19 protein-coding genes and 3 pseudogenes are annotated in these 23,908 nt (G+C 39.4%); 6 read left to right on the top strand and 16 right to left on the bottom strand.

From position 1 onward, the window contains the following. Nucleotides 1-117: 117 nt before the first annotated feature. Nucleotides 118-1,017: a DMT family transporter gene (locus tag AAHT65_RS09905; RefSeq protein WP_343311430.1), complete on the top strand. Its 900-nt coding sequence runs from the start codon at nucleotides 118-120 to the stop codon at nucleotides 1,015-1,017. Nucleotides 1,018-1,260: 243 nt separating this feature from the next. Here the strand turns inward: AAHT65_RS09905 and AAHT65_RS09900 are convergent. The 6 genes and pseudogenes from AAHT65_RS09900 to AAHT65_RS09875 all read right to left on the bottom strand — a co-directional run. Beyond that, a pseudogene (locus tag AAHT65_RS09900) lies at nucleotides 1,261-1,446 on the bottom strand (MaoC/PaaZ C-terminal domain-containing protein); the annotation flags it as partial. 59 nt (nucleotides 1,447-1,505) lie between these two features. Continuing rightward, the gene (gene manA, locus AAHT65_RS09895) at nucleotides 1,506-2,453 is read right to left on the bottom strand and encodes a mannose-6-phosphate isomerase, class I (protein ID WP_088116589.1); all 948 of its coding nucleotides are present in this window, start codon (nucleotides 2,451-2,453) and stop codon (nucleotides 1,506-1,508) included. Nucleotides 2,454-2,467: 14 nt separating this feature from the next. Next, the gene (locus AAHT65_RS09890) at nucleotides 2,468-4,405 is read right to left on the bottom strand and encodes a PTS fructose transporter subunit IIABC (RefSeq protein ID WP_088116588.1); all 1,938 of its coding nucleotides are present in this window, start codon (nucleotides 4,403-4,405) and stop codon (nucleotides 2,468-2,470) included. 148 nt (nucleotides 4,406-4,553) lie between these two features. Continuing rightward, entirely contained in the window at nucleotides 4,554-6,506 is a 1,953-nt protein-coding gene (locus AAHT65_RS09885; protein WP_343311429.1) for a BglG family transcription antiterminator, read from the bottom strand. Between the two features lie 227 nt (nucleotides 6,507-6,733). Further along, nucleotides 6,734-9,391 (bottom strand): MMPL family transporter, encoded by a 2,658-nt coding sequence (locus AAHT65_RS09880; protein ID WP_343311428.1) that lies wholly within the window; start codon nucleotides 9,389-9,391, stop codon nucleotides 6,734-6,736. Further along, entirely contained in the window at nucleotides 9,388-9,843 is a 456-nt protein-coding gene (locus AAHT65_RS09875; RefSeq protein WP_010787656.1) for a MarR family transcriptional regulator, read from the bottom strand. The genes AAHT65_RS09880 and AAHT65_RS09875 overlap by 4 nt, the downstream gene beginning before the upstream one ends. 668 nt (nucleotides 9,844-10,511) lie before the next feature. Here AAHT65_RS09875 and AAHT65_RS09870 point away from each other — a divergent pair. Then, the gene (locus tag AAHT65_RS09870) at nucleotides 10,512-10,712 is read left to right on the top strand and encodes a DUF3311 domain-containing protein (protein WP_035174964.1); all 201 of its coding nucleotides are present in this window, start codon (nucleotides 10,512-10,514) and stop codon (nucleotides 10,710-10,712) included. After that, nucleotides 10,709-12,187, top strand: coding sequence for a sodium:solute symporter (locus tag AAHT65_RS09865; protein WP_343311427.1), 1,479 nt, complete (start codon nucleotides 10,709-10,711; stop codon nucleotides 12,185-12,187). The genes AAHT65_RS09870 and AAHT65_RS09865 overlap by 4 nt, the downstream gene beginning before the upstream one ends. 306 nt (nucleotides 12,188-12,493) lie before the next feature. Here the strand turns inward: AAHT65_RS09865 and AAHT65_RS09860 are convergent, their stop codons facing one another. The 4 genes from AAHT65_RS09860 to AAHT65_RS09845 all read right to left on the bottom strand — a co-directional run bounded on the left by AAHT65_RS09860 (nucleotide 12,494) and on the right by AAHT65_RS09845 (nucleotide 15,705). Continuing rightward, the gene (locus AAHT65_RS09860; RefSeq protein WP_343311426.1) at nucleotides 12,494-13,135 is read right to left on the bottom strand and encodes a hypothetical protein; all 642 of its coding nucleotides are present in this window, start codon (nucleotides 13,133-13,135) and stop codon (nucleotides 12,494-12,496) included. 468 nt (nucleotides 13,136-13,603) lie between these two features. Beyond that, nucleotides 13,604-14,023, bottom strand: coding sequence for an arsenate reductase (thioredoxin) (gene arsC / locus AAHT65_RS09855; protein ID WP_343311425.1), 420 nt, complete (start codon nucleotides 14,021-14,023; stop codon nucleotides 13,604-13,606). Nucleotides 14,024-14,047: 24 nt separating this feature from the next. After that, entirely contained in the window at nucleotides 14,048-15,346 is a 1,299-nt protein-coding gene (locus AAHT65_RS09850) for an arsenic transporter (protein WP_343311424.1), read from the bottom strand. Nucleotides 15,347-15,357: 11 nt separating this feature from the next. After that, nucleotides 15,358-15,705 (bottom strand): ArsR/SmtB family transcription factor, encoded by a 348-nt coding sequence (locus tag AAHT65_RS09845; RefSeq protein WP_061669662.1) that lies wholly within the window; start codon nucleotides 15,703-15,705, stop codon nucleotides 15,358-15,360. Nucleotides 15,706-15,854: 149 nt separating this feature from the next. On the opposite strand from AAHT65_RS09845, the gene AAHT65_RS09840 reads away from it, so the two are divergent. Beyond that, entirely contained in the window at nucleotides 15,855-16,124 is a 270-nt protein-coding gene (locus AAHT65_RS09840; protein ID WP_151291208.1) for an ArsR/SmtB family transcription factor, read from the top strand. A gap of 179 nt (nucleotides 16,125-16,303) precedes the next feature. Here AAHT65_RS09840 and AAHT65_RS09835 read toward each other — a convergent pair. From AAHT65_RS09835 to AAHT65_RS09825, 3 genes and pseudogenes are all read right to left on the bottom strand, one after another. Further along, nucleotides 16,304-16,375, bottom strand: a pseudogene (locus tag AAHT65_RS09835) (NAD(P)H-dependent oxidoreductase); the annotation flags it as partial. 103 nt (nucleotides 16,376-16,478) lie between these two features. Beyond that, nucleotides 16,479-17,351, bottom strand: a complete 873-nt coding sequence (locus AAHT65_RS09830; protein ID WP_003328210.1) for a YitT family protein — start codon at nucleotides 17,349-17,351, stop codon at nucleotides 16,479-16,481. Nucleotides 17,352-17,630: 279 nt separating this feature from the next. Continuing rightward, a complete protein-coding gene (locus tag AAHT65_RS09825; RefSeq protein ID WP_088116578.1) occupies nucleotides 17,631-19,022 on the bottom strand; it encodes a PLP-dependent aminotransferase family protein in 1,392 nt (463 codons plus the stop codon). Between the two features lie 172 nt (nucleotides 19,023-19,194). Here AAHT65_RS09825 and AAHT65_RS09820 point away from each other — a divergent pair, with 172 nt between their 5' ends. Beyond that, complete coding sequence (locus AAHT65_RS09820) at nucleotides 19,195-20,058, top strand: DMT family transporter (protein ID WP_088116577.1); 864 nt, start codon at nucleotides 19,195-19,197, stop codon at nucleotides 20,056-20,058. A 326-nt stretch (nucleotides 20,059-20,384) separates the two neighbouring features. On the opposite strand, the pseudogene AAHT65_RS09815 reads toward AAHT65_RS09820, so the two are convergent. Next, a pseudogene (locus AAHT65_RS09815) lies at nucleotides 20,385-20,613 on the bottom strand (EamA family transporter); the annotation flags it as partial. Between the two features lie 334 nt (nucleotides 20,614-20,947). Continuing rightward, a complete protein-coding gene (locus AAHT65_RS21625) occupies nucleotides 20,948-21,112 on the bottom strand; it encodes a hypothetical protein (protein WP_240515950.1) in 165 nt (54 codons plus the stop codon). 303 nt (nucleotides 21,113-21,415) lie between these two features. On the opposite strand from AAHT65_RS21625, the gene AAHT65_RS09805 reads away from it, so the two are divergent. Continuing rightward, entirely contained in the window at nucleotides 21,416-22,618 is a 1,203-nt protein-coding gene (locus AAHT65_RS09805) for an MFS transporter (protein ID WP_094231450.1), read from the top strand. Nucleotides 22,619-23,098: 480 nt separating this feature from the next. Here the strand turns inward: AAHT65_RS09805 and AAHT65_RS09800 are convergent, their stop codons facing one another. After that, complete coding sequence (locus AAHT65_RS09800; protein ID WP_094231449.1) at nucleotides 23,099-23,875, bottom strand: PhzF family phenazine biosynthesis protein; 777 nt, start codon at nucleotides 23,873-23,875, stop codon at nucleotides 23,099-23,101. Nucleotides 23,876-23,908 lie beyond the last annotated feature (33 nt).

Here is a 23,908-nt window from a genome sequence, read left to right as displayed (position 1 = left end):
CAACTAAAGTGGTTGGGTCAAAAATTATGTAACTGGTTGAAGCCATTTTATCAAATCTCTATTAGTATAAAACACACTAAATAACTGGTTGGTTTTTGTAGAGAAGGAGTGAAGATCATGAAAAAGAAAACTGTTCAACTCATCATATCTTACAGTCTTATGATTGGTTTGTGGGCATCAGCTTTTCCGGGAATTCGTGTAGGTCTGGAATGTTACACACCAGAACACCTTGCTTTATTTCGTTTGTTAATCGGATCGATGGCATTGTTACTTTTTGCTGTGCTGACTAAAATGCGCTTACCTGACATGAAAGATATCCCTGTCATCTTATTATTAGGGTTTTTAGGTTTTGCACTATATCACATTTTGCTTAATATCGGTGAAAAAACAGTTAGTGCCGGGATTGCAAGCTTACTCGTAACCACAGCACCGATCTTTTCTGCGGTGTTGTCTCGACTGTTTTTTGGTGAACATTTTGGTTTTTCTAAATGGATTGGCTCTATCATTAGTTTATTAGGTGTGTCATTTATTTCATTTGGCACAGGAGACCATACGTATTCAATGAAAGGTATTCTGTTCATCCTGCTGGCAGCTTTTGCAGAGAGTATTTATTTTGTTTTTCAAGCCCGTTATATAAAAAAGTATGGTTTTATTCCATTTGTAACGTTCACGATTTGGGGTGCAGCCTTACCAATGCTTGTTTTTCTGCCAGGCTTAGGGGAGGAGTTTGTAAATGCCTCAATGAACTCCACATTGTCTATCGTTTACTTAGGTTTATTCCCGACGGTCATCCCGTACTTTGCACTTGCATATGTAACTTCAATCGTCGGTGCTTCTGAAGCAACGATTTCACTTTATGTAACACCGGCTTTGACGTTGGTGATTTCCTGGGTGTGGATAGGCGAAATGCCTGCATTTATTTCACTGCTAGGCGGAATGGTTACTGTCGGCGGAGTGTGTTTCACCTATATAAAAGGAAGCAAAATGAAGATGTTAAAGGAGATTAGAAAGTTCTAATTTCCTTTTCTGTCAAACCGCCAATTCTCTTTGCTTTACCGCCTTGATTCACGTTATCGGTACTCTACTTCATGTCATTGCAGGAATGACGGGTTCATAAAAATATGCATGAATAAAAAAACATACCAATATTATTTGGTATGTTTCTTTCTAAATCCATATCCATGGTTAAGAAAGCATATCTTAATTATACTCTCATCGTTTTTATCAATTGGTGAATAAAAACCTTTAATGTTACATTATTTATTGCTTAACCAATACCGATAACTCACCTTCAAATACTTTTTCTTCTTTAGGGATTATATTCTTTGGTTTCTTATCTAGTACCTCAACAACCGTATGCAGTTCATCATCTGGATACACGGGTTTTATGAATTTAATACGATTCATCTCTGTTCCAGCAATAATACCGTCGCCATAGAAACCCTCTTACCTTAGGTTCGTTCTCTATATCGACTTAAAAAGTGAAACTCATCCTAATGTTTTATTTACAGATTAGATACGATACACTCCGCATCCCCCGCGAGTTTGAATTCCCCAAACCCGTAAGGCAGCAACATATGATCTCCTTTTTTAAAGTCATATGTACGCTCGCCGGAGATCATCAGGCCTTCTCCTTCGATGACACTGACAAGAAGGAATGATTTTTGCTGTTTTAAACTTGCTGATCCTGTTAAATCCCACTTTTCCACTGAAAAATAAGGGCACTCAATCAATACGGCTATGCGCAAATCATCTATTTGTTCATATTGAACCGTTTGCTGATCTGGCGCAAATGGTACGTCTATCACTTCTATGCTCTTTTCCAAATGGAGCTCGCGCAAATTGCCTTCTGTATCCTTTCGCCCATAATCATATAATCTGTAGGTTGTATCGGAATTCTGCTGTGTCTCTAAAATGAGAGTGCCTTTCCCAATCGCATGAACGGTGCCGCTTGGCACATAGAAGAAATCCCCCGGTTTTACCTTTACGCGGCGCAGGAGCTCGTCCCATTTTCCAACTTCTATCATCGAGATCAGTTCTTCCTTTGTTTTTGCGTTGTGGCCATAAATGATTTCTGCATCTTCTTGGCAGTCTATGATATACCAGCATTCTGTTTTTCCGAGCTCCCCTTTTTCACGCGTTTTTGCATACTCATCTTTCGGATGCACCTGAACGGATAAGTCTTGATTGGCATCCAAAATTTTCGTGAGAAGAGGGAAGCGGTCCCCCTTCAGATGTCCGAATAAATGCCGGTGATGTTCCCATAATTCGCTGAGCGTGAGCCCCTTGTATATCCCGTTTTGAACAATGCTTTGTCCATTTTGATGAGCTGCAAAAGCCCAGCATTCCGCCGTTCGTTCTGACGGAATATCATAGCCGAAAGCAGCCAAAGCGGTGCCGCCCCAAATCTTTTCTTTGAAAACAGGCTTGAAAAATAACGGTTCAGTCATCACGAAAATCCCCCGCTTTATATGATTTCATCTAGGAGTTGGTATGCTTCTTCTTTTGTGTGCACAGAGAGCAGCCTTTCCCTATAGCTGTCATCCATCAGTTTTCGAGATAGCATTTGCAGCAGTTTCAGATGCTGGTTCCCTCCGCTATCTTTCGGAACAGCGATCATAAAGATTAACTTTGCTTCTGATCCATCAAGACTGTTCCAGTCAATGCCTGATCGTTTGATTCCAAACGCTACACTCGGCTTCTTGACGGCATCAGACTTCCCGTGCGGAATCGCGATATTCATGCCAATCGCCGTTGTCCCCTCTTGTTCACGATTCATGATCGCTTGTTTAAAACCGCTCTCTGAATGCAGCATACCTGTGCGGGACAATTTTTGAATCATTTCATCAATAATGTCATCTCTGGTTTCGCCTGATAATGTTGGTTCAATAAGATCTATACTCATAATGTCTGTCAGCTTGTTAATATCCGTCTTTTCCACCTGTCTGCTTTCCGCTTCATTGTGCTGTTGCGGAAAGTCATTCGCTGCTGCAGCTTCACTCAGCCCGGCGGGTGAAACCGTAATATCTTTTTTTAGTACATTAACTAAAAGAGCTGTGGTAAGAGATCCGGCAATCACTGCAATAAAAAACATCAATACATGATCAACGGCGCCTAGTACTGCAACTATGGGCCCGCCGTGTGCTACTCTGTCTCCGACATTGCCGATCATAGCGATCACAGAACCAGTCATAGAACCTGCCATAATCCCCGGAATGACGCGAAGTGGATCCTGTGCCGCGAATGGAATGGCTCCTTCAGTGATGCCGAAGAGCCCCATGGTAAATGATGCTTTTCCCATTTCTCTTTCCGACTCCTGAAATTTTCTTTTTCCAAAAAACGTTGCAATCCCAAGGCCGATCGGCGGTATACAAATGGCGACGGCAATCGGTCCCATAATTTCATAGTTTCCTTCTCCGATCATGGCCGATCCAAACAGGAATGCCACCTTGTTTACGGGACCTCCCATATCAAATGAAATCATTGCGCCTAAAATCAATGCCAGCAGGATGGAGCTCGAACCTTTCATACCTGCCAGCCATACCGTTAAAGATTCGAAAATTTGGGCTACAGGTGCACCGATCAAAAACACAAACGCCAAACCTACAATAAGTGAAGCGAACACTGGAATAATAATAATCGGCATAATCGGCTGAATCGCTTTTGGAACCTTTAATTTTTTGATCCAAAGGGCAGCATACCCCGCCAAAAACCCGGCGATGATGCCGCCGAGAAAACCGGCTCCGCTTGCACTGCCGTAAAAGCTTCCCGTCGCTGCAATATATCCGCCGATCATTCCTGGTACAAGCCCAGGCTTATCAGCGATGCTGTACGCGATATATCCGGCCAAAATCGGGATCATGAATGAGAATGAGGCACTTCCGATCTGTTCAATCGTTTTCCAAAAAGAATCATCCGGAATGACTAAGCCTTTCGGTGTTTTCTCACCTCCAAGCGTCAATGCAACCGCTATCAATAACCCACCGACGACGATGAATGGAACCATAAAAGAAACACCGTTCATTAAATGACGGTAAATCGGATTTTGTTTTTTCTCCTGTTGATTGCCGGCTTCCGATTTTGAAGCTGAACGGTAGACCGGCACATCGCCGCTAAGTGCTTTTTGAATCAATTCTTCCGGTTTGCGGATACCATCCTGAACCCCGACAGACAACAGCTTTTTTCCTATAAACCGGTCTTTGTTTACCGAGCGGTCTGCAGCGATAATGATCGCGTCTGCTTCACGAATCTCCTCTCCGGTCAGCTCATTTTCCACCCCGATTCCGCCTTGGGTCTCGACTTTCATTTGGACGCCTAATCTGTCGGCAGCTTTTTGCAGATTTTCCGCCGCCATATATGTGTGGGCAATTCCATTCGGACATGATGTAATCGCTAACAGTTTCATACGAGTCCTCCTTTAAAGTATGATTCATAAGGCCTGTAACAACTGTATATCAAAATCATGCTGGTAAAAGCGCTGTTTTTTACCGTTAATTCCGGAAAAACTAGCATTTTTCCATATACAAAAAAAGCAGGGCATCGAAGCCCCGCTTTTAATAATCCAAATAAGATAAAAATGTCATAACATTTGTTTCTTTCGTCAGCTTATGAATAAATGCCGGCTGCTCACTAAGATGCGACAGTTCATGGAACAATTGCTTTGTCATGTTTTGATCCTCGTGTTTGACAGCCAGCATAAAGACGAGCGACACTTTTTCAGCACCCCAATCAAGCGGCTCTTTTAATGTGGCAATCGCAATGGCTGATTGTTTAATAAATTTAGAGTTTGCATGAGGAATCGCAATGCCAGCTCCAATGTTTGTCGCCGACATTTTTTCTCTCATCACAGCATGAATGGCATACTCCTTTTCTACATAGCCTTTCTCGTATAAAGCCATTGCCATTTGTTCAATCAGCTTATAGCGATGAACTGACTCTTGCTGTAAAAAAACTAAGAAAGGAGTCGTATTGTTCAACATCTTAAACGTTTTTTGTGTTTGGCGTTGCGATTCTTCAACCTGATCCATAAATGCACTTAGCTTCTTCTCATCAGAAGGCTCCAACAGCGGTGATACAACAACATGAGGAATCGGTACATGTTCCAGCGCTACCGTGGAAATGACAAGATCTATGTCCCCATGCTTTGTTGTGTAATCTGCTAAATCAGCTTTTGCAATACAGGCCTTCACAGCGATTTGATGAAATTTCCGTTCAATTTTTGTTCGCAGCAATTGTGACATTCCAATGCCCATGTGGCAGAGAATGATTGCCTTTTTATGCTTCTCGCTGCTGTGGTGCAAACGTTCGACCGCAGCTTGAAAATGCAATGTCAGATAAGCAGCCTCTTCCTCAGGAATAGAAAGAGCGAACGTTTGATTGATGTCTTCCAGAACGTCAATGATCATATGAAACAGATAAGGGTACATTTTTTTTATGTCATTTAGCATTGGATTTGATACAGAAAGATCGTAATTCAGCCGGTTCAGCACTGTATTGAGATGGATGTTCAATCCGTTGATCAAATCCTGATCACTATGAAAATCAAGCATTTTCAGCTCTGATACACGATCGATTAAATGCCGCACAACCATGGGAAGCAAGGGATTTTCCAGAACCTTTTTCTCTTCTTCCCCAGACCGAAAACGAACTTTCCCGCCGAGTATATGCAGCGTTAAATACACGGCTTCTTCTTTAGGGAAGCGGATGGCAAAAACCGCTTCCAGCCGTTTTAAACATGCAATTGCCCATTGATATTCTTTCTTCTTTTCTACTGCTGCCATTTCTGTTGGCGAAATCGAGATTGACTGCTTCATTTTGATTCGGCGTATCATCAGCAATGTATGCAATAATAAATTCTCGAATGTTTCATCTGTGAAATAGATAGAATGGTGCTTTTGCAATGTTTTGAATTCATTCGACACAAATTCCACTTCATGACTTAAGAACTTGCTTTTGATAAATTGACTTGTAAACTCAGGATTATCAATCAAATCAGATATTCTGGCTAAGGCTTTTCTTTTATTTCTTTCATTTCCCTCGATCTTTAAACCGAGCCGCTGCTTTGAAACCAATTTGAGATCAAATCGCTTCAGCCATTCTTCAATTTCATGCAAATCCCTTTTAATGGAAGATTTATTTAAAAAAAGCTGAGCGGCAATTTCTTTTGCCGAAACATGTTTTGGATGCATTAATAATTTGTAAGCGATTTGCAAAATTCTTTCTTCATCGGACTGCTGCTTTGAAGCAAAATGTTCAGTACCTAATTGTTGAGTTAACCGGGCCCTTTCATGTTTTTCTATATTTAAATAGACACCTAACCCTGGTTTGCGAATGAGCTGAGCAGGAGAATGTTCATGCAGATAACTTTCAATCGTTTTCAGATCATTTCTGATCGTTTTTTCAGAACACTTTACCCTGTCGGCGAAATCTTGCACGACTAAATAGTCATCAGGTTCAGATAACAACAGATACAAAATGTCTTTTTGTCTAGTATTCATGTATCTCATCTGTTTTTTCTATCCTTCCTGTGTGTTTCACTCAAATGATGTACTAATAGTATAAACATACTACATGCGAAACCGCTTACATTATAAAGTGAAATAAAAGCGCTAAAAGTTTCGTTTTTTACCGAAACTTCCGGAAAAATTGGATTTTTGCTCAGAAAACGTACCTGTTCATTCATCAAAATAAAAAAGAGTGATGAACAGAAGCGCTGTCCATCACTCTCATTTGATTATTCCTTCATTTTCTTCCTCACAAACGGCCACCAGTTACCTTCTCCAAACGTAACGATAATTGCCGGAAACAGCAGCGGGAGGATGACAAGTCCGTATAGCAGCAGACCAATAATGACGACACTTGCCACTTGCATAAGCGTATTTACTCCTGAAGGCATCATCGCCGCGAATGTGCCTGCCAAAATGATGGCCGCTGTAATGATAACAGATCCCATTTTGCTCATTGATCTGACTACACCTTGATGAATTCCAAGGTGTACCTCTTCTTTAAAACGATCGAGTAAAAAGATCGAATAATCTATACCTAAAGCGATCAATATGACGAAACTAAAGAATGGAACTGCCCAGCTGACCCCATCATTGCCCAAGAAGTTAACAAAAATTAATTCCGTAATCGATATCGAAGCGTAATACGTAAGCAATAGTGATGCCATCATATAAATCGGCATGACCATTGATCGGAACAAAATGGTTAACACTACAAACAAACCAATAATCATAATGACCATTGTTCTTGAAAAGTCTGTTGTGGATAATTCTTTTAAATCCGCATTTGTGCTGGACACCCCGCCGTATACAATGACCGCATCCTCTAATGGTGTGCCGGCGACTTCGTTTGCTACGGCTTTTTTGATCTTATTTACTGTAGTGATTGCTTGTTCTGAGTAAGGGTTTGAATCCAAGACGACACTTAATTGCACACCTTTACCGTCTGCAAAGGAGTAACGATCAATTGACGTCTTAAAATCTTTATTTTTCATAACACTGTCAGGAATGAAGATACCCGTATCACGAATTGTTGAGCTTTTACTCATTTTCTCTAACATATCAGAAGATGCGGTTATGCCGTCCGAAATTTTGGTAAGGCCGTCATTTGCACTCCTTACACCTTTGGCAAGCTGATTCAGACTTTCTGTCAGAGAGCCTGCTTGCTTTTGCTGGCCTGAAAGCTGTTGATCGGCTTGTTCAAGCCCGCTTTGAATCTGCCCCAACTGACCGCTGATTGCTGTAAGCTGAGGTACAGCCTGCGCGGTATTGCCGGTTTGGGAAAGCTGATTGCTGACAAGCTGTAACTGTTTATTGATTTTCCCCAACCCGTCTGCTGTGTCCGCCAGTGAACCGCCAGAATCACTATTTGCAGCCGTTCCGGTTTGTCCGGCCATTTGATTTAGTCCTTCTTCTGCATCTGTTAAACCGGTTTGGACATCGCCTAGTCCTTTGACTGTCTTATCCAATCCGTCTGATACCGAGCCTAGTTGATTATCAATATATAAATCTTTGATTTTCTCTCCGGTTGGCTGTGTGATTGTCATGACAGAATCGACATGATCCACTTTCTCGATGGCTTTACTTATATTCCCGAGATATGGGATGGTTTCAGCAGTCGCTATATCTTTTTCTCCTTTAATCACCACATTCACAGGAAACGCTTTTCCTTCACCAAATCCATCTTTGATTGTTTGCAGGCCTTTTATGGATTTGTAATTGCTGCTTATTTCCGCAGTAGAATCGAATGAAATCTGATCATCATATGTCAAAATGAAAGGCAGCGTAATAATGACTGTAATAACGATAAATAGGAACGGACGCGCAACCGAATGTTTGCCAAGAAAAGTCCACAATTTATTGTCACTATGAGATAAAACTTTCTTAGACGGCCAGAACAATTTTCCACCTAGTGTCACCATAAATAGTGGCAGCAGGGTAAATAGGACGATCATTAATATTCCAACCCCAACCGCGACTCCCACAGCCGATTGGAATATGGCAAATTTCGCAAAGCCTAAAGCAGAAAACCCGATCAATACCGCAAAACCGCTGATAAATATTGTTTTCCCGCCTGTACGGTAAGCGATAAGCGCAGCCTCTTTCTTGTCATGTCCGTTTGCTAATTCTTCACGGAAACGGGTGAGAAGAAGAATACAGTAATCTGTTCCAATGCCGAACAGTATTGCGACTAAAAATGTTTGGGTGAACGTTGAAATAGGAAAATCAGCATTATACACTAAGATCCCCAGTATGGATTGACTGATTAAATAGGTGAAACCAACAATAATAATAGGGATAAAAGGTGTCACGATAGATCGGAAAACAATCAGCAGTAAACCGATAATCAAACAGACTGTGATCACTTCCGTTTTCTTTAGCCCGTCCTCTGAGCTGTGTCCGAAATCCTGATTGATAAGAGAAGCTCCCGTAATGTATGCCGTCAAATCATCGGGAACGATTTTATAAATATCGTCGGCGATTTTTTCCGCCTTTTTATCAGATCCCTTAATGGTTACAGGAATAAGAACTGTTTTCTTATCTTTAGAAATCAATTGGTCTTTGACTTCTTTTTCATCTGTCAAAGGAGACGTTACCTCTTCAACACCGTCGATCTTTTTGATTTTACCGATCATTTTACGGAGCTGATCTTCTGTATCTTTCTTTAGAGCATGGTCTAATGTAAAGACAACGCTTATCGAGTTATTATTTTCTCCGGCTTGTTTTAGAATGGCATTTGCTCTTTCCGAAACCGAATCAGCAGGAAGCTGTGACTGCCCCTTTTGATTGGCCAGCTCCGTTAAGTTCGGAGAAAATAAACTCAATACGACTGTCAGCGCTAAGATGACCGCAGCTATTGCCCATTTGAATTTGATTATGAACCTCATTCTGCAAGTTCTCCTTTAAATTTTCTTTTTATGATGGTGAAGATTTCAATGAAGGAATCTAAATGCTCATCATCTATATCGTCGATAAGCGCTTCGAGAGCGTTAAATACAGCTGAGTCTAATTCTTCCTTTATTTTTTCTCCCTTTTCTGTGATTTTAATAAGCTTTGAGCGTTTATCACTCTTGATTTGACAGTCATCCCATTCAACCAATCCCTTTTCCAGCAGCTTCTTTAATCTGTTAGAAACAGCACTCTTATGGACATTTTGTATTATAGCCAAACTGCCCGGAGAGGATGGGCCTTTAATTTTTAAAATCATTAACAGGTCAGCCTGTTCTCTTGAAATATGTTCGAATACATCCTGATTTACTTCACGATGCACAAACTCTGTGCCTTCAAATAATACTTCTGCAAAGAGTTCTATTGCCTGACATAGCTTTTTTTCATCCAATCGTATTCCCTCCCTGCATTATAGTTTATCCCTATAAACTTTATGATTGATGTGAATTAGTTTATCCCGCTAAACTATGTCCTGTCAACAGGTTATTTTCAAACAAGGAATGTCTAAAATCAAACAATGGTTTACCTAAACAAAGGCAAAGAAAATAAAAGAACAATCTCATTTAGAGGTCATCAGTTATATTGATATATAAACTAAGAATTTATGATTATTCCCTACAACAAAAAACATACCAACATTGTTTGGTATGTTTTATTTTAAGATAGATAGGCCTCAATAAAGGAATACGTATTGTGAACACGATACTTCCAAAATTAATAATAATCCCTATTTGTTGAAGCTTTAGTACAAAAGTAATTTTCACTTTTTACATTTTTTAATGAGCGGTTAGGTGAACAGGAATATCTTTAGCCACAGACTTCAGTGTTCCGAAATAGGGGTTCAACACATATTTTCTTTGTGAAATTTTAACTTCTATCATCTCATGCAAAAAAAGTTCTACCTCTTAAGATTCAAACCAGGTGTTACAATAAATCATATTGTGAACATCGCTACATGGTAAACAATTTTGCATAAAGATGAAATAAAGCATAAGATGTCTTCATGAAGCAACTCACTAATCGCAAGGTTGCAACTAATATTTGGATGGTGATTTCAAAATGAAAGTTGTTTATCTTCTTTCAATACTACCTTTCATAGGTATGTTGTGCTTTCTTCCTTTCGTTAACAGAGTCGAGCCTTTTGTGTTTTCTATGCCGTTTATTATGTTTTGGGTGGCTATTTGGACAGTTCTTACCTCTGTTATTCTAGGTATCATGTATAAATTGGATCCCCGAAACAAAGAGGATGATAAAAAATGAATATTGCTCTTTTGATTATATTAGGATTTTTACTTCTGGCAGTTTTCTTAGGCATTCGATCCACAAAAGGAAAAAAGATGGACTTGGAACAATGGACAGTCGGAGGCAGGGGATTCGGTGCAATCTTGGTCTTTCTTTTGATGGCTGGGGAAATCTATACAACCTTCTCTTTCCTTGGTGGCAGCGGCTGGGCTTACGGCAAAGGAGCGCCGGCTTTATACGTTCTTATGTATATTGCCTTATCATATGTTTTATCCTATTGGCTATTGCCTGTCATATGGAAGTATGCAAAAGAGAATAACTTACTGTCGCAATCGGATTTCTTTGTGAGTAAGTATAGAAGTCCGTTTTTAGGTGTGCTTGTAGCACTGGTTGGTGTGATAGGAATGATACCTGTTATTGTCGTTCAACTGAAAGGCATGGGAATCATCGTTTCGCAAGCATCGTATGGGGCGATCCCGATGCATACAGCTGTTTGGCTGGGTGCCATAAGTCTAACCGTATACGTCATGATATCAGGAGTCCATGGATCAGCTTGGATAGCTATAATCAAAGATATTGTGATGGTCGGAGTGATAGGCTTCCTGGGAATTTATTTGCCTATACATTATTATGGCGGGTTTCAACTTATGTTCGAAGCAGTACATACAGCGAACCCTGAATTTCTGAAGTTCCCTGACCAGGGCCTTAGTGTTTCTTGGCTAATCTCCACTGTATTGCTGCTTGTGTTGGGTTTCTATATGTGGCCGCAAGTGTTCAGTTCTACATATACAGCACAAAACGAAAAGGTATTTCGTAAGAACGCTATTATTAGTCCGTTATATACCCTTATGTTATTATTTGTATTTTTCGTTGGAACAGCAGCAATTCTGAAGGTTCCGGGATTAGAAGGCGAAGAAGTGGATCTTTCTTTACTGCGTCTCTCTATCGACACTTTTGATCCCTGGGTTATTGGTGTAATAGGAGGAGCTGGATTATTGACAGCGTTGGTACCTGGTTCATTGCTCATTATGAATACGGCAACTTTATTATCGAAAAATATATATAAAGTGTTCGTACCTTCCGCGACTGATCAGACAATTGGCAGACTGGCTAAGCTTCTTGTTCCTGTCGTCTCTCTTATAGCTGTCTATTTTACCCTGAATGGGGGAGCTACTCTATCAAATATTATTCTGATGGGCTATAGCTTAATGACACAACTAGCTCCGTCACTATTCTTTAGTTTAATGAAGAATAATTTTATTACGAAATACGGAGCAGGTGCCGGTATCATTTGCGGACTGGCCACAGTAGCATATATTACTGTTAGTCACACAACGATTGCTGATGTATTCCCGACTTTCCCGCAATCATTGAAAGATGTAAATAACGGTATTATTGCTTTGGTCATTAACTGCACGGTGATGGTGATGGTCAGTATGGTTACTCGAAAATACAAACATGGCGCATCTGAAACAATAAAGTCGGCAAAATAAAGTATTTTTTGGTTTCACTAAATGAATAATTACCGCTCCATTTATTACATTATTTAAGGTCTCAGTTGGACTGCTTTTTATTGGCAGTCCTTTTTATATACTCTCTGGATGCAGCAGCGCTACAGACAAACGGGAAAATGGACTTACGGAAGCTGCAATTGCGGCTCAATATATAGCAAAAAAACAGACGTGATAAACCATATTGGCTATGATAGGCAAGGAAAATCATGTTAACAGGCTAACAAAAGGACTTAGTCTTTCCCAGCACAAAAAAGGAGTAACCATTTAGCCACTCCCTTAGTTATCTCATTGATCATCAGGATCAATGTCTAAACTTTCTACTTCATTATTCTCCTTCACTTCTAGCCGTACTGTTTTGCCTTGAATGTCTCCGGAGATACCCTCTGTATCTTTCTTATAATCAGCAGCTTTTTTATATGTTTTTTTTCCATTAGATACTTGGACTGTCACATTAGTGTCAGTTTCTTTAATCAATTTTCCAATCAATTTAAAATCGCCATCATCATCTTTCTCATACACTCCATTAGAATCAGCCTTCGCCTGAGGTGTTAATTCTAACGTTTCAGCTTCTTGTCTTTTTGAATCAATTTCGACCTTAACTAGTTTCCCTTTAACATTTTCATTCCCTATCTTCTCTTTTTTAAATGAACTGCTTTTTGGGACTTTGACCTTCTTTTGATCAATAACCAGAGTTAACTGATCGCTGGTTTCAGTATCCAATGTTCCTATTAAGTCAAAGTCTTCATCATCACTATTTTTGTCGGGATCTTTAGAATACTTTTTTAAATTCGATGTGTTTTGATGAGTACTTTTGTGATTTTCAGTTGTATTTTCTTGTGAACCTTGTTGATTAGTACAGCCAATCAAATTTCCAACCATAAATAAGCCTATTAAAGCGATACATAAACTTTTCATCTTATTTTTCATATAGAGATTATTCCTCCTTTTATTTAGCTGTTACTTATTTTCCTTCCAAAACAAAAGATTAAACTAGAAAAATGAAATGAAAATAAGAATAACTTTTTAAAAAAAGGGGATTTGAGCCAAGTGTTGGAGCACTATGTTGAAATAAACAAATACCATTTTTGATTGCATGTTATACTCCATTTTCTTTTTGAAGGGTAAAACTTTTTGTCTAATGTATCTTTATTTCCGGAGTTTAAATAACCATCAGCCCAATAAGCGCTCCGTCAATAATGTCACTAGGATAATGAACAGCGAGCTACTAAGTAAAAACATGTCACTGGTTCAACGTTATGGGTACTCTAACAAAGGAATTGAAATAAAAAAACATACCAACATTGTTTGGTATGTTTCTTTTTAAGAAGTGGTCCGCAGCACACTTATATATAAACTGAAGGAAAAGCTGAGTCTTTCTCAGCTCATTTTGTTTTTTTATTCCCCAGTTTCAGCAAACTGTTTTAATCGGTCTCCAATTTCATCACGAACTCTTTGGAAAAACGCCCATTTCTCTTCCTCTGTGCCTTGTGCTTTTGCCGGATCGTCAAAGCCCCAGTGCACACGTGTTACATGCGGAGGCGTCATTGGACATTTATCTACTGCATCACCGCAGAGAGTCACAACTAAATCAGCGTTGTTTAAAATATCAGGATCAATGATATCTGAGGTTTGATCTGAAATATCAATGCCTACTTCTTTCATCGCTTTTACAGCATTCGGATTTAATCCATGTGCCTCGATTCCTGCGCTATACACATTCCACTTATCTCCAAGATGTTTTTTAGCCCATCCTTCAGCCATTTGGCTGCGGCACGAGTTCCCGGTGCATAAAAAGTAAATTGTTTTCTTTGACATGTTCATCTTCTCCTTTTAGAACTGTTAATGAATAATCAGCAGCCAAACATACAGGCCTGCAAGTGTAATAAATAGGGTTGGTATGGTTAAGATAATTCCTGTTTTAAAATACGTGCCCCAAGAAATCTTCACACCTTTTTGTGAAAGGACATGCAGCCATAAAAGTGTAGCCAAGGAACCGATCGGTGTGATTTTCGGCCCTAAATCTGAACCAATGACATTTGCATATATTAACGCTTCTCTCATCATTCCATGTGTATCTGTACCAGCAATGGCTAGTGCATCAATCATAACCGTAGGCATATTATTCATAATAGAAGACAGTATAGCAGATAGAAAGCCCATTCCTATAGTGCCGGCAAACAGTCCTTGGTTAGACGCTGTTTGAATAAGTTCAGATAGAACATCTGTTAAACCTGCGTTTCGTAAACCGTATACAACAACATACATACCTATTGAGAAAAAAACGATTGCCCATGGTGCACCTTTAAGAACTTCCTTCGTCTGAACGGCTGAACTCTTTTGCGCCATCGCGAGAAACAAAATCGCAATGACACCGGCTATAAAGGAAACAGGTATCGAGAACAGTTCACTTACTAAGTAGCCAACTAACAAGATTCCTAAAACAAACCAAGAAATACGAAACATCTTCTGGTCTTTTATAGCTTCAACAGGCTTTTTGACTTCAGAAAGATCATAATGTCTTGGAATGCTTTTTCTAAAGAAAAGGCATAAAACAATGATGCTCGCAATAAGCGAGAACAGATTTGGAACAATCATTCTGGATGCATATTCAATGAACCCAATGTGAAAGTAATCTGCTGATACAATATTGACAAGGTTGCTGACGACTAATGGCAAAGACGTTGTATCCGCTATAAACCCACTCGCCATAATAAAGGGAAAAACCAATTTCCCTTGAAAATTCAACGCACGCACCATGGCCAAAACAATTGGAGTTAAGATTAGAGCAGCGCCATCATTCGCAAAAAATGCTGCAACAATCGCCCCTAATATCGTCACATAAACAAACATCAGCACACCATTACCTTTGGCCGCTTTGGCCATATGTAAGGCTGCCCATTCAAAAAATCCAATATTGTCGAGGATCAGCGAAATGATGATAATCGCAATAAATGCTAACGTTGCATTCCAAACAATTCCCGTTACATCTATAACATCTTGAAAGTTAACAACTCCTGCGATTAAGGCTAATGCAGCACCTCCGCAAGCTGACCACCCAATAGATAAATTTCTTGGCTGCCAGATGACAAATACAAGAGTCAGCACAAAAATACATGCGGCTAAGATTGTCGATAACAACTTAAAACCTCCTAACGACAGGAAACCTGAGTTTCTTTTTGTGTAATTGACTGTAACAACTTATCGTGACAATCAATTTTATTAAGAATAGACAGTATCAAATCATACTCTGGACAAGATTGATTTATAGAATAAAAACGCCATTGCCCTTTTTTCGTTTCATGAACAAATCCCGCTTTTTTTAATTTACTGAGATGCTGGCTAATTGCAGGTTGACTCATTTGAAACATATCAACGAACTGACAAACACAATATTCTTTTTTTTGAAGAAGCTTCATTATGGTGAGTCTCGTTTGATCACTTAAAATTTTTAAGCACTGTACCACTTTAACAGCTTCAAGGCTAGATTGAGCAGTCATTTTTCTCCTCCCTCCTTATCGCACATTGTATAATAAGACAAGAATATAAGTAAATGCTTATATAAGTCAACCACAATTTAAAAATCAAAAAAGATTGATTTATGATTATTACATCAAAATTATTTGATTAAAAAACCGGAGGACTTATCATGTTACAAATACCGTTGGAAAACAAGCAGCTGCATCATACATTTGAACTTTACGGAAAAAAGTTCAAAGCATTATCTGATAAAAAAAGGTTGCATTTGTTACATATTCTTTGTGAACGTGGCTCTACCTGTGTATGTGATTTAATTGATGAAATCCAGATGCCGCAATCTAAGTTATCTTATCATTTAAAAATCTTATTAGATGCAGGTTTAATTACAAAAGAAACAAAAGGTACTTGGAGTTATTATTCATGCTTATTTTCTCGGTAAGTTAAAATCCCTGGGCATAAATTTTCCCATCATTGTTATTCCACAATAGAGCGGTTAGCTGAACAACAAAAAATCCTGCTTGATGAGAACAGGATTTTGACAATTTCATTAAATTATTATTTTTAATCACCAGTTGTTTTAAATAACTTTGCAGGCGAACCTTAGGATTTAATTCTAGGTTCGGGTGAACCGACGGACATGGCTATCACCCACTCTTTACCATTCAATTTCGTTCCGCCAGGACCATGAGCACCCTCAATAAAGCGTTTTTGATTATATCACTGGCGGCATGTCTAAACATATGATGGCAAAAACCAGCCTAGCTATTATCGTTAGAAAGGTGATTGTTTTTTTCTAATGATTATTAAGTTTTCTAAAATTGCTGCCCTTCACTTCAGCTACGTCATATACGGTAACAAAGGCACTTTTATCAATTTCATTAATAATTTCCTTTAGTTTGGTTTCTTCTAAGCGGTTGATGACACATGTGATTTCTTTAAATTTCTCGTAGGAAAAACCCCCATAAGCCTCTTTATATGTGGCGCTTCGGCCTAATTGATCACGTATTGTCTCTACCATTAATTCAGGCTGGGTTGTAATAATTTGAAAGGTTTTAGAACCGCTTAAACCTTCCTCAACAACATGAATGACTTTAGACGCAATGTAGTAAGCAATGACTGAAAGTAATGCCCCTTGTAAGCCAAATACAGTGGAAACAAAAATGAATACAAAAAGGTTTAAAAATAGAATGAGATCGCTCGTCCCAAATGGCAATTTTCGGGATAGCAGCACAGCAAGCATATCAATTCCATCTAATGCGCCGCCATTACGTAACGCTAATCCCATTCCAAATCCAAGAATAATCCCGCCAACAACGGTTATTAACAACGTATCCCCCTCTATGATAGCTGGGGTATGATGCATAAAACTTGTACCAGCGGCAAGTGATGCAATTCCGATAATTGATAATAATGCAAAGCTTTTCCCAATTTGCTTATACCCTAACCAGACAAACGGGATGTTAATAACAGCAATAAGAATCCCCAGCGGCAAATTGAATAGCTGTGAACCAACAATGCTGAGGCCTGTCACCCCTCCATCAGATACACTGTTTGGAATTAGCACTGTTTCTAATCCATATGCCGCTATGATTCCTCCGATCATAACCATTATGACTTGCAGAATCATTTTTGCTTTAAATTTCTTATGCTTTTTGATTGTATTCATACCATTCCTCATTTCTCAAATATTTCGTTATATTTAACTATACCATAATAGATTTATTCGGTTAAAATCATGCTTTTATGTAGAAAAGTGTTTGTCATCCGGGTATTTCTGTAGGCAGACTGCTACTGATACCATGACAGAACTTAAAGATAAGTTAACCGTTTATGGATTAAAACATTCAATATGTGAATTGTGGTTAAAACATGGTGAATGAATGTGAGTGGTTATACCTGATGAATATCAAAGATTTTTGCATGATAATCTAAACTTAAATCTCTCTTATATCTTCCAGGCAGCTTTCAGTTTTTTTATGCCTTCTTGTATATTGACTTCAGAAACCCCAGCGAATCCAAGTGAGACAGTTTTTGTAGGAGGTTGTTTTTTATAAGAAAGAGAAACAGGATAGATTTTCACCCCATGTTCCTTCGCTTTCTCAATTAGCTCTTTTTCACTATAGGGTACGTAAACGTCAAGTAAGATACGAAGTCCGGAGTTTTCTCCGCGAATCCTAACGTATTCTCCCAATTCACTTTGCACAGCCTCTAATAAAGTTGCTCTTTTTTTTCGGTACAGCTTTCTCATTCTGTTAATGTGTTTTTGCCATTCTCCATTTTTTATAAATTCAGCTAGCGTCAGTTGACTGTGACAGGACACAGTTTGCTTATATAAGGAAGTGATTTCATGGCCTTTTTTTAAAAGAGGCGAAGGGAGAATCATATAGCTGATACGCAGCGAAGGAAGAAGAGACTTAGAAAAAGTGCCCATATAAATGACACGGTTATGCTGGTCCAGCCCTTGCAAGGATGGGATCGGCTGTCCTGTGTATCTAAATTCCCCGTCATAATCGTCCTCTATGATGAATGATTGATTTTCTGCCGCCCATTTAAGCAGCTGAATTCTTCTGTTAATCGTCATAATTGTTCCCAGCGTAAATTGATGAGAAGGCGTAACATAAACAAGGTTTGGCTGCTGTTCTTGGATCTTCTGTATACAGATTCCTTCATCATCGACTGGTATAGGAACGATATTCATACGATTGGCTTCAAAAATCTTCCGAGCTCTTGGATAACCCGGATCCTCATATCCTATGGAAATATTCGGTTCAAAAACTTGGCACAAGATTTGCAGAAGAACAGGGTTCCCGGCACCTATGATGACTTGTTCAGGGAGGCAATTAACGCCGCGCGATTGATACAGGTACTCTGCAATGAGTGTCCTCAGCTCAAGCTCCCCTAAAGCATTTCCTGGTCGATAAAGCTCGTAACCATACTGATCTAAACTATTGACCATGCTTTTTCGCCAAGCGGAAAAAGGGAAGTGAGAAGAATCTACATTTCCATAGTGAAAATCAATCCAACGTTTATCTTCTTGTGCTTTTCGTTTAATTGATGATGTGCTTGGCATTTTACTATGGACAAAATCAGAACCATTATAATCAGCAAACCATCCGCTTCTTGGCTTGCTCACGATATAGCCTTCAGCGGCAAGCTGTTCATAGGCCCGTTCTACAGTCGTTTGACTGATGGAAAGCTGACTCGCAAGCAGCCTTTTTGAAGGGAGTTTCATTCCTTTTTGAATGCGTCCATGGTGCATGTTTGTTTTAAAAAACTGATAAAGCTGCTGATAAAGCGGAATATTTAGACTTCTATTTAAAAAAGGCGTGATATCCATTTGCATGTTTCCTCCAAACTGGTATGTTTTTTTTCGTGAAAACTGGCTATTTATTCAAGGTCAATTCCAGTTTATAGTCATTGTAATCCTTAAATAACTGGTTTTGAAAGATCCCAAATTCAAAAAGGATCTAGTGAAGAATCAAGAAGAAACATATGTTGGAGTGATGGTAATGAACAAAGCAACAAGAGGCTGGATGAATGGTTTTCTAGGGGTACTCATTTTCAGCGGCTCGCTCCCCGCAACACGCTTGGCTGTGGCGGACTTCGATCCATTGTTTCTCACCGTATGCCGCGCTGCGATAGCTGGTGTATTGGCAGGAGCGCTCCTTCTCACCTTCCGGCAGCAGCGTCCTGCCAAAAGTGACATAATTCCGCTATTGGTGGTAGCGTTCGGTGTGGTGATCGGTTTCCCCTTGCTGACAGCCTTGGCGCTTCAGTATGTCACATCCGCACATGCCATTGTTTTTATTGGGCTTCTTCCGCTCGCGACGGCGATCTTCGGCGTACTGCGCGGAGGTGAACGCCCACGGCCAGTCTTCTGGATTTTCTCAGTTGCAGGCAGTTTACTGGTAGCAGGATTCGCCCTGATTCAGGGGGGAGGATCATCCCCGCTCGGCGACGCATATATGCTGGCTTCTATTGTCGTATGCGGGCTCGGTTATGCAGAAGGAGCCCAGCTCTCGCGTCGGCTAGGGAACTGGCAAGTGATCTCTTGGGCTCTCGTTTTGTCGCTTCCTGTTATGCTGCCATTTTCATTCTATTTTACGCCGGACTCATGGTCGGGCATCGGCGTCCCTGCACTGCTCAGTCTTGCATATGTATCCTTATTCAGCATGCTGATCGGCTTCGTGTTCTGGTATCGGGGTCTCGCCCAAGGCGGTATTGCGGCGGTTGGACAGCTGCAGCTTCTCCAGCCTTTCTTTGGACTGCTGCTTGCCTCAGTGATTCTGCACGAGAAAGTGGGTTGGGCACTCGTAGCAGTGAATGTCGCCGTTATAGCGTGCGTGGCAGCCGCTCGGCGATTCGCAAAGTAAGGCAGACCATTTAAAAAAGGTCGAACAAGATTAATACTTACTATTTATTGTTTTCCAGCACTCTTAAAGCGTTGCAAATTGATTTTAAACTTCTAGAATTGCAAAAAATACACGAAGGAAAAAATCATAAATAGTCTGCTTCTTCTTCGCTAAGATTTTTTCATCCCTCGTTAATTCATATGAGATTGACCTGTTAATTGAATAAGCACCCGTTCTTATGTAGGTTACAATAAAATCATTAAATACCATATGAAAAAAGAAACCTTTGGACTTTGTGACTCCGCAGGTTTCTTTTTTTATGAATTGTTAGTGCCAATTTCTTACACAATAATCGAAATGGTATTACCAATTATCCCAATGGTTATAATTAATAAAATGTCACGTCTATGAATTCGCCATGTTTGTTTTTTTCACAAAACCATAATGAGTAATGCGACTAAATATCGCATCCACACCAGCTCTAATGGGGGTATAAACGATACTACAATCTTTAATACCACCCCAAATACTGGCGGCTAATGCCGAATATATGGAACCTAACAAAGTGTTTTTCACTTTTGCACCCTCCGTCTTTAGTTTAGGTCAAATAAATGCCACTAAGGGCAGAGAATTGCTACTGGTGCATCATTTTCAAATAATGGAGTCCAAAGCATGTTTATTCAACTCTGTCACAAATTAAGGTATAGTCAGGATAAAAGAATGATTTGTAGAAGTAAATGAGTATCACAGACTGATTACTCACCTAGTCTGCTTGGTCAGTTAAGTAAAAATCCTCTGCCCATATACATAGATCCGTATTTTCTGCGACCAAAGGTGGTTAAACCCTTGGTATTATCGAGATGCGGCCGAGAGGACTTGAACCTCCACGGGTTATTCACCCACTAGGCCCTCAATAAAGTGAAAGCTTCAACAGAAGCGGTACGATCCTGCCTGGTGTTTGCCTTTTAAGAGGAAGACCAGCCTCTTTAAATAAATTGCTAACTTGAAAAAGCTCCAACTGATTAGAGCAATAATATCTATAACCATTCTCTTTTTTTAATTCGGCATCGTTCATGAAAATCTCCTTGACTATACGGCAACCATATACTTTATGATTTTATTGGACCTGAAAGAAGCTTCGATTAACAAAGAAAAGGTTAAGGCGGAAAATTCTAACCCATTCAGATCATTTCTTTCTTATTTGATCTTCGCTTGTCTTGAATAATTCTCACGCCTGTAAATGGGTGCGTTTTTTAAGTTGTTGATTCTTTAATAGCTGAACTTAATTGGAAACGATAAAGTGCTTCAAAACAAAAAAATAGATGCTCTTTGGTCTGTTTTCTGCAGGAAACTGATTAATTTTTAGAGGAGTTTTTAGATGAAAAAATCAATTAAAGAACAAAAAACGGTATTAATTATACTATTAAGCAACATTTTCATAGTCTTTCTTGGTATTGGTCTAATTATTCCCGTTATGCCTTCTTTTATGAATATTATGAATTTATCCGGCAGCACCATGGGTTATCTTGTTGCGGTTTTCGCTGTTTCCCAGTTAATTACTTCACCTTTTGCAGGAAGATGGGTTGACCGTTTTGGGAGAAAAAAAATGATTGTCATCGGATTACTTGTCTTCAGTATATCAGAGTTGATTTTCGGCTTAGGAACCCATGTTTCATTTTTTTATTTATCGAGGATATTGGGCGGAATAAGCGCCGCCTTTATCATGCCTGCTGTAACAGCATATGTCGCTGATATTACAACCATGCAGGAAAGGTCAAAGGCTATGGGGTATGTTTCTGCAGCTATTAGCACTGGCTTTATTATTGGACCTGGGGCTGGAGGGTTTATTGCCGACTATGGCATTCGCATGCCATTTTTCTTCGCTGCCGCTATAGCATGCTTAGCAGCTATCTCTTCCGTTTTTATATTAAAAGAGTCATTGCCGAAAAAAGAGCGCGAACAACTCTTGGCTAATGCAAAGGAATCCAATTTCTTTAAAGATTTAAAAAAATCAATTCACCCTGTCTATTTAATTGCATTTATTATAGTCTTTGTACTAGCTTTCGGCTTATCAGCCTATGAAACGGTATTCAGCTTGTTTTCTGATCATAAATTTGGCTTCACACCAAAGGATATCGCAATCATTATTACGATTAGTTCAATAGTTGCCGTGATTATTCAAGTTCTATTATTCGGGAAATTGGTCAATAAACTTGGAGAGAAAAGGGTGATTCAGCTTTGCTTAATCATCGGTGCGGTCTTAGCTTTCGTGTCTACTGTTATGTCAGGATTTTTAGCTGTTTTGCTTGTAACTTGTTTTATTTTTCTAGCGTTTGATTTGCTGCGCCCAGCCTTAACTACTTTTTTATCTAAAGTTGCCGGTAACCAGCAGGGTTTCGTAGCAGGCATGAACTCCACTTACACTAGCTTAGGGACTATATTTGGTCCAGCTCTAGGTGGCATTCTATTTGACCTTAACATTCATTATCCTTTCCTTTTTGCTGGAGTAGTTATGATTATCGGTCTAAGTCTGACAATGCTATGGAAAGAAAAATCAAATGATGTTTCACCCCTGAATTAACTGTTCACTAAATAATCAAGCTTAAAAATCTGGATTATACAGGTAAACTCAGTTGCGAGCGAGAGAAGGGCCTTATAAAGAAAACATACCAAATAATGTTGGTATGTTTTTTTTCAGTATTTAAAGGTAAGCCCGTCATTTCAAGCATTTGTAGTCATTTCGCACCCAGTTTTCAGCATTTTCGGGCACAAAATGGGCACTGTTTTAGACTAAAATAAACCACTACGCATAGTGACTTTTAAAGTTCATCCAAATCTCTCCATCATTTCAGCACATAAAAAGACTCATTTTAACTTCTTTGTTTTTTCACATTAACGTTCTCTACACTTGTCATGACTGCTCCTGAACTATTGATCAGTCTCCCTCAAAAAAGTGAACGCGTCCCCCCATAAAAACGCAGGGTATTGATTTTGATCTTCAGCCAAGTAAATACCTAGCTCTTACAGCTTCCGCTCTATATCCATCATATGTCGACCTCTTTTATATTTGAAGATCAGCAATAGAATATAAAACTGCAGAACCACTGATTTTCACTCTGTCACCTTCAAACTTACAGTATAACTTGCCGCCTCTTTTAGAAAGTTGTCTAGCTACCATTTCATTCTTGCTTAGATTTTTTGCCCAATAAGGAATAAAGTTACAATGTGCAGATCCGCAGACAGGATCTTCATTTACATTTAATTTTGGAAAAAATGCTCTGGACACAAAATCGTACTTTTCACTTCTAGCTGTTATTGAAACTCCCAGCCCGTCCGGTAATTCTTTCAGTTTAGAAAAATCGGGTGACGCATTAAGAACATCCTCTTCTTTCTCAAGAACAAACATCAAGTCTCTACCAAGATGCACTTCAACAGGGTTTACACCTAGAGCCTCTACCATCTCTTCTGTTAAAGAAATCTCTTTAGGCATTCTGCTCGGAAAGTCCATTTCATATAGTTCACCTTTTTTCACTACCACTAGTTCACCACTAATTGTTTGAAATTTAATTTCCTCCACATTACTTTCATAAAAGTTCGCAATAACATAAGCAGTTGCCAAAGTTGCATGACCACAAAGGTCAATCTCATCTGCTGGAGTAAACCACCTTAGTCGGTAGCTCTCCCCCTCTTTTACTGCAAATGCAGTTTCAGATAGATTATTTTCAGCTGCAATTTGTTGCATAAGTTCATCCGGAATCCATTCCTTCATAATACAAACGCCAGCAGGGTTACCTTCGAATAAATTTTCAGCGAATGCATCTACTACGTAATATTTCATTTTAAAAAGCCTCCCTGGTTTAAACACTTTTTA

This window comes from Bacillus atrophaeus (genome assembly GCF_039519175.1).
GTDB classification, from domain to species: Bacteria; Bacillota; Bacilli; order Bacillales; family Bacillaceae; genus Bacillus; species Bacillus atrophaeus.
This window is presented reverse-complemented; position numbering and strand designations above follow the sequence as displayed.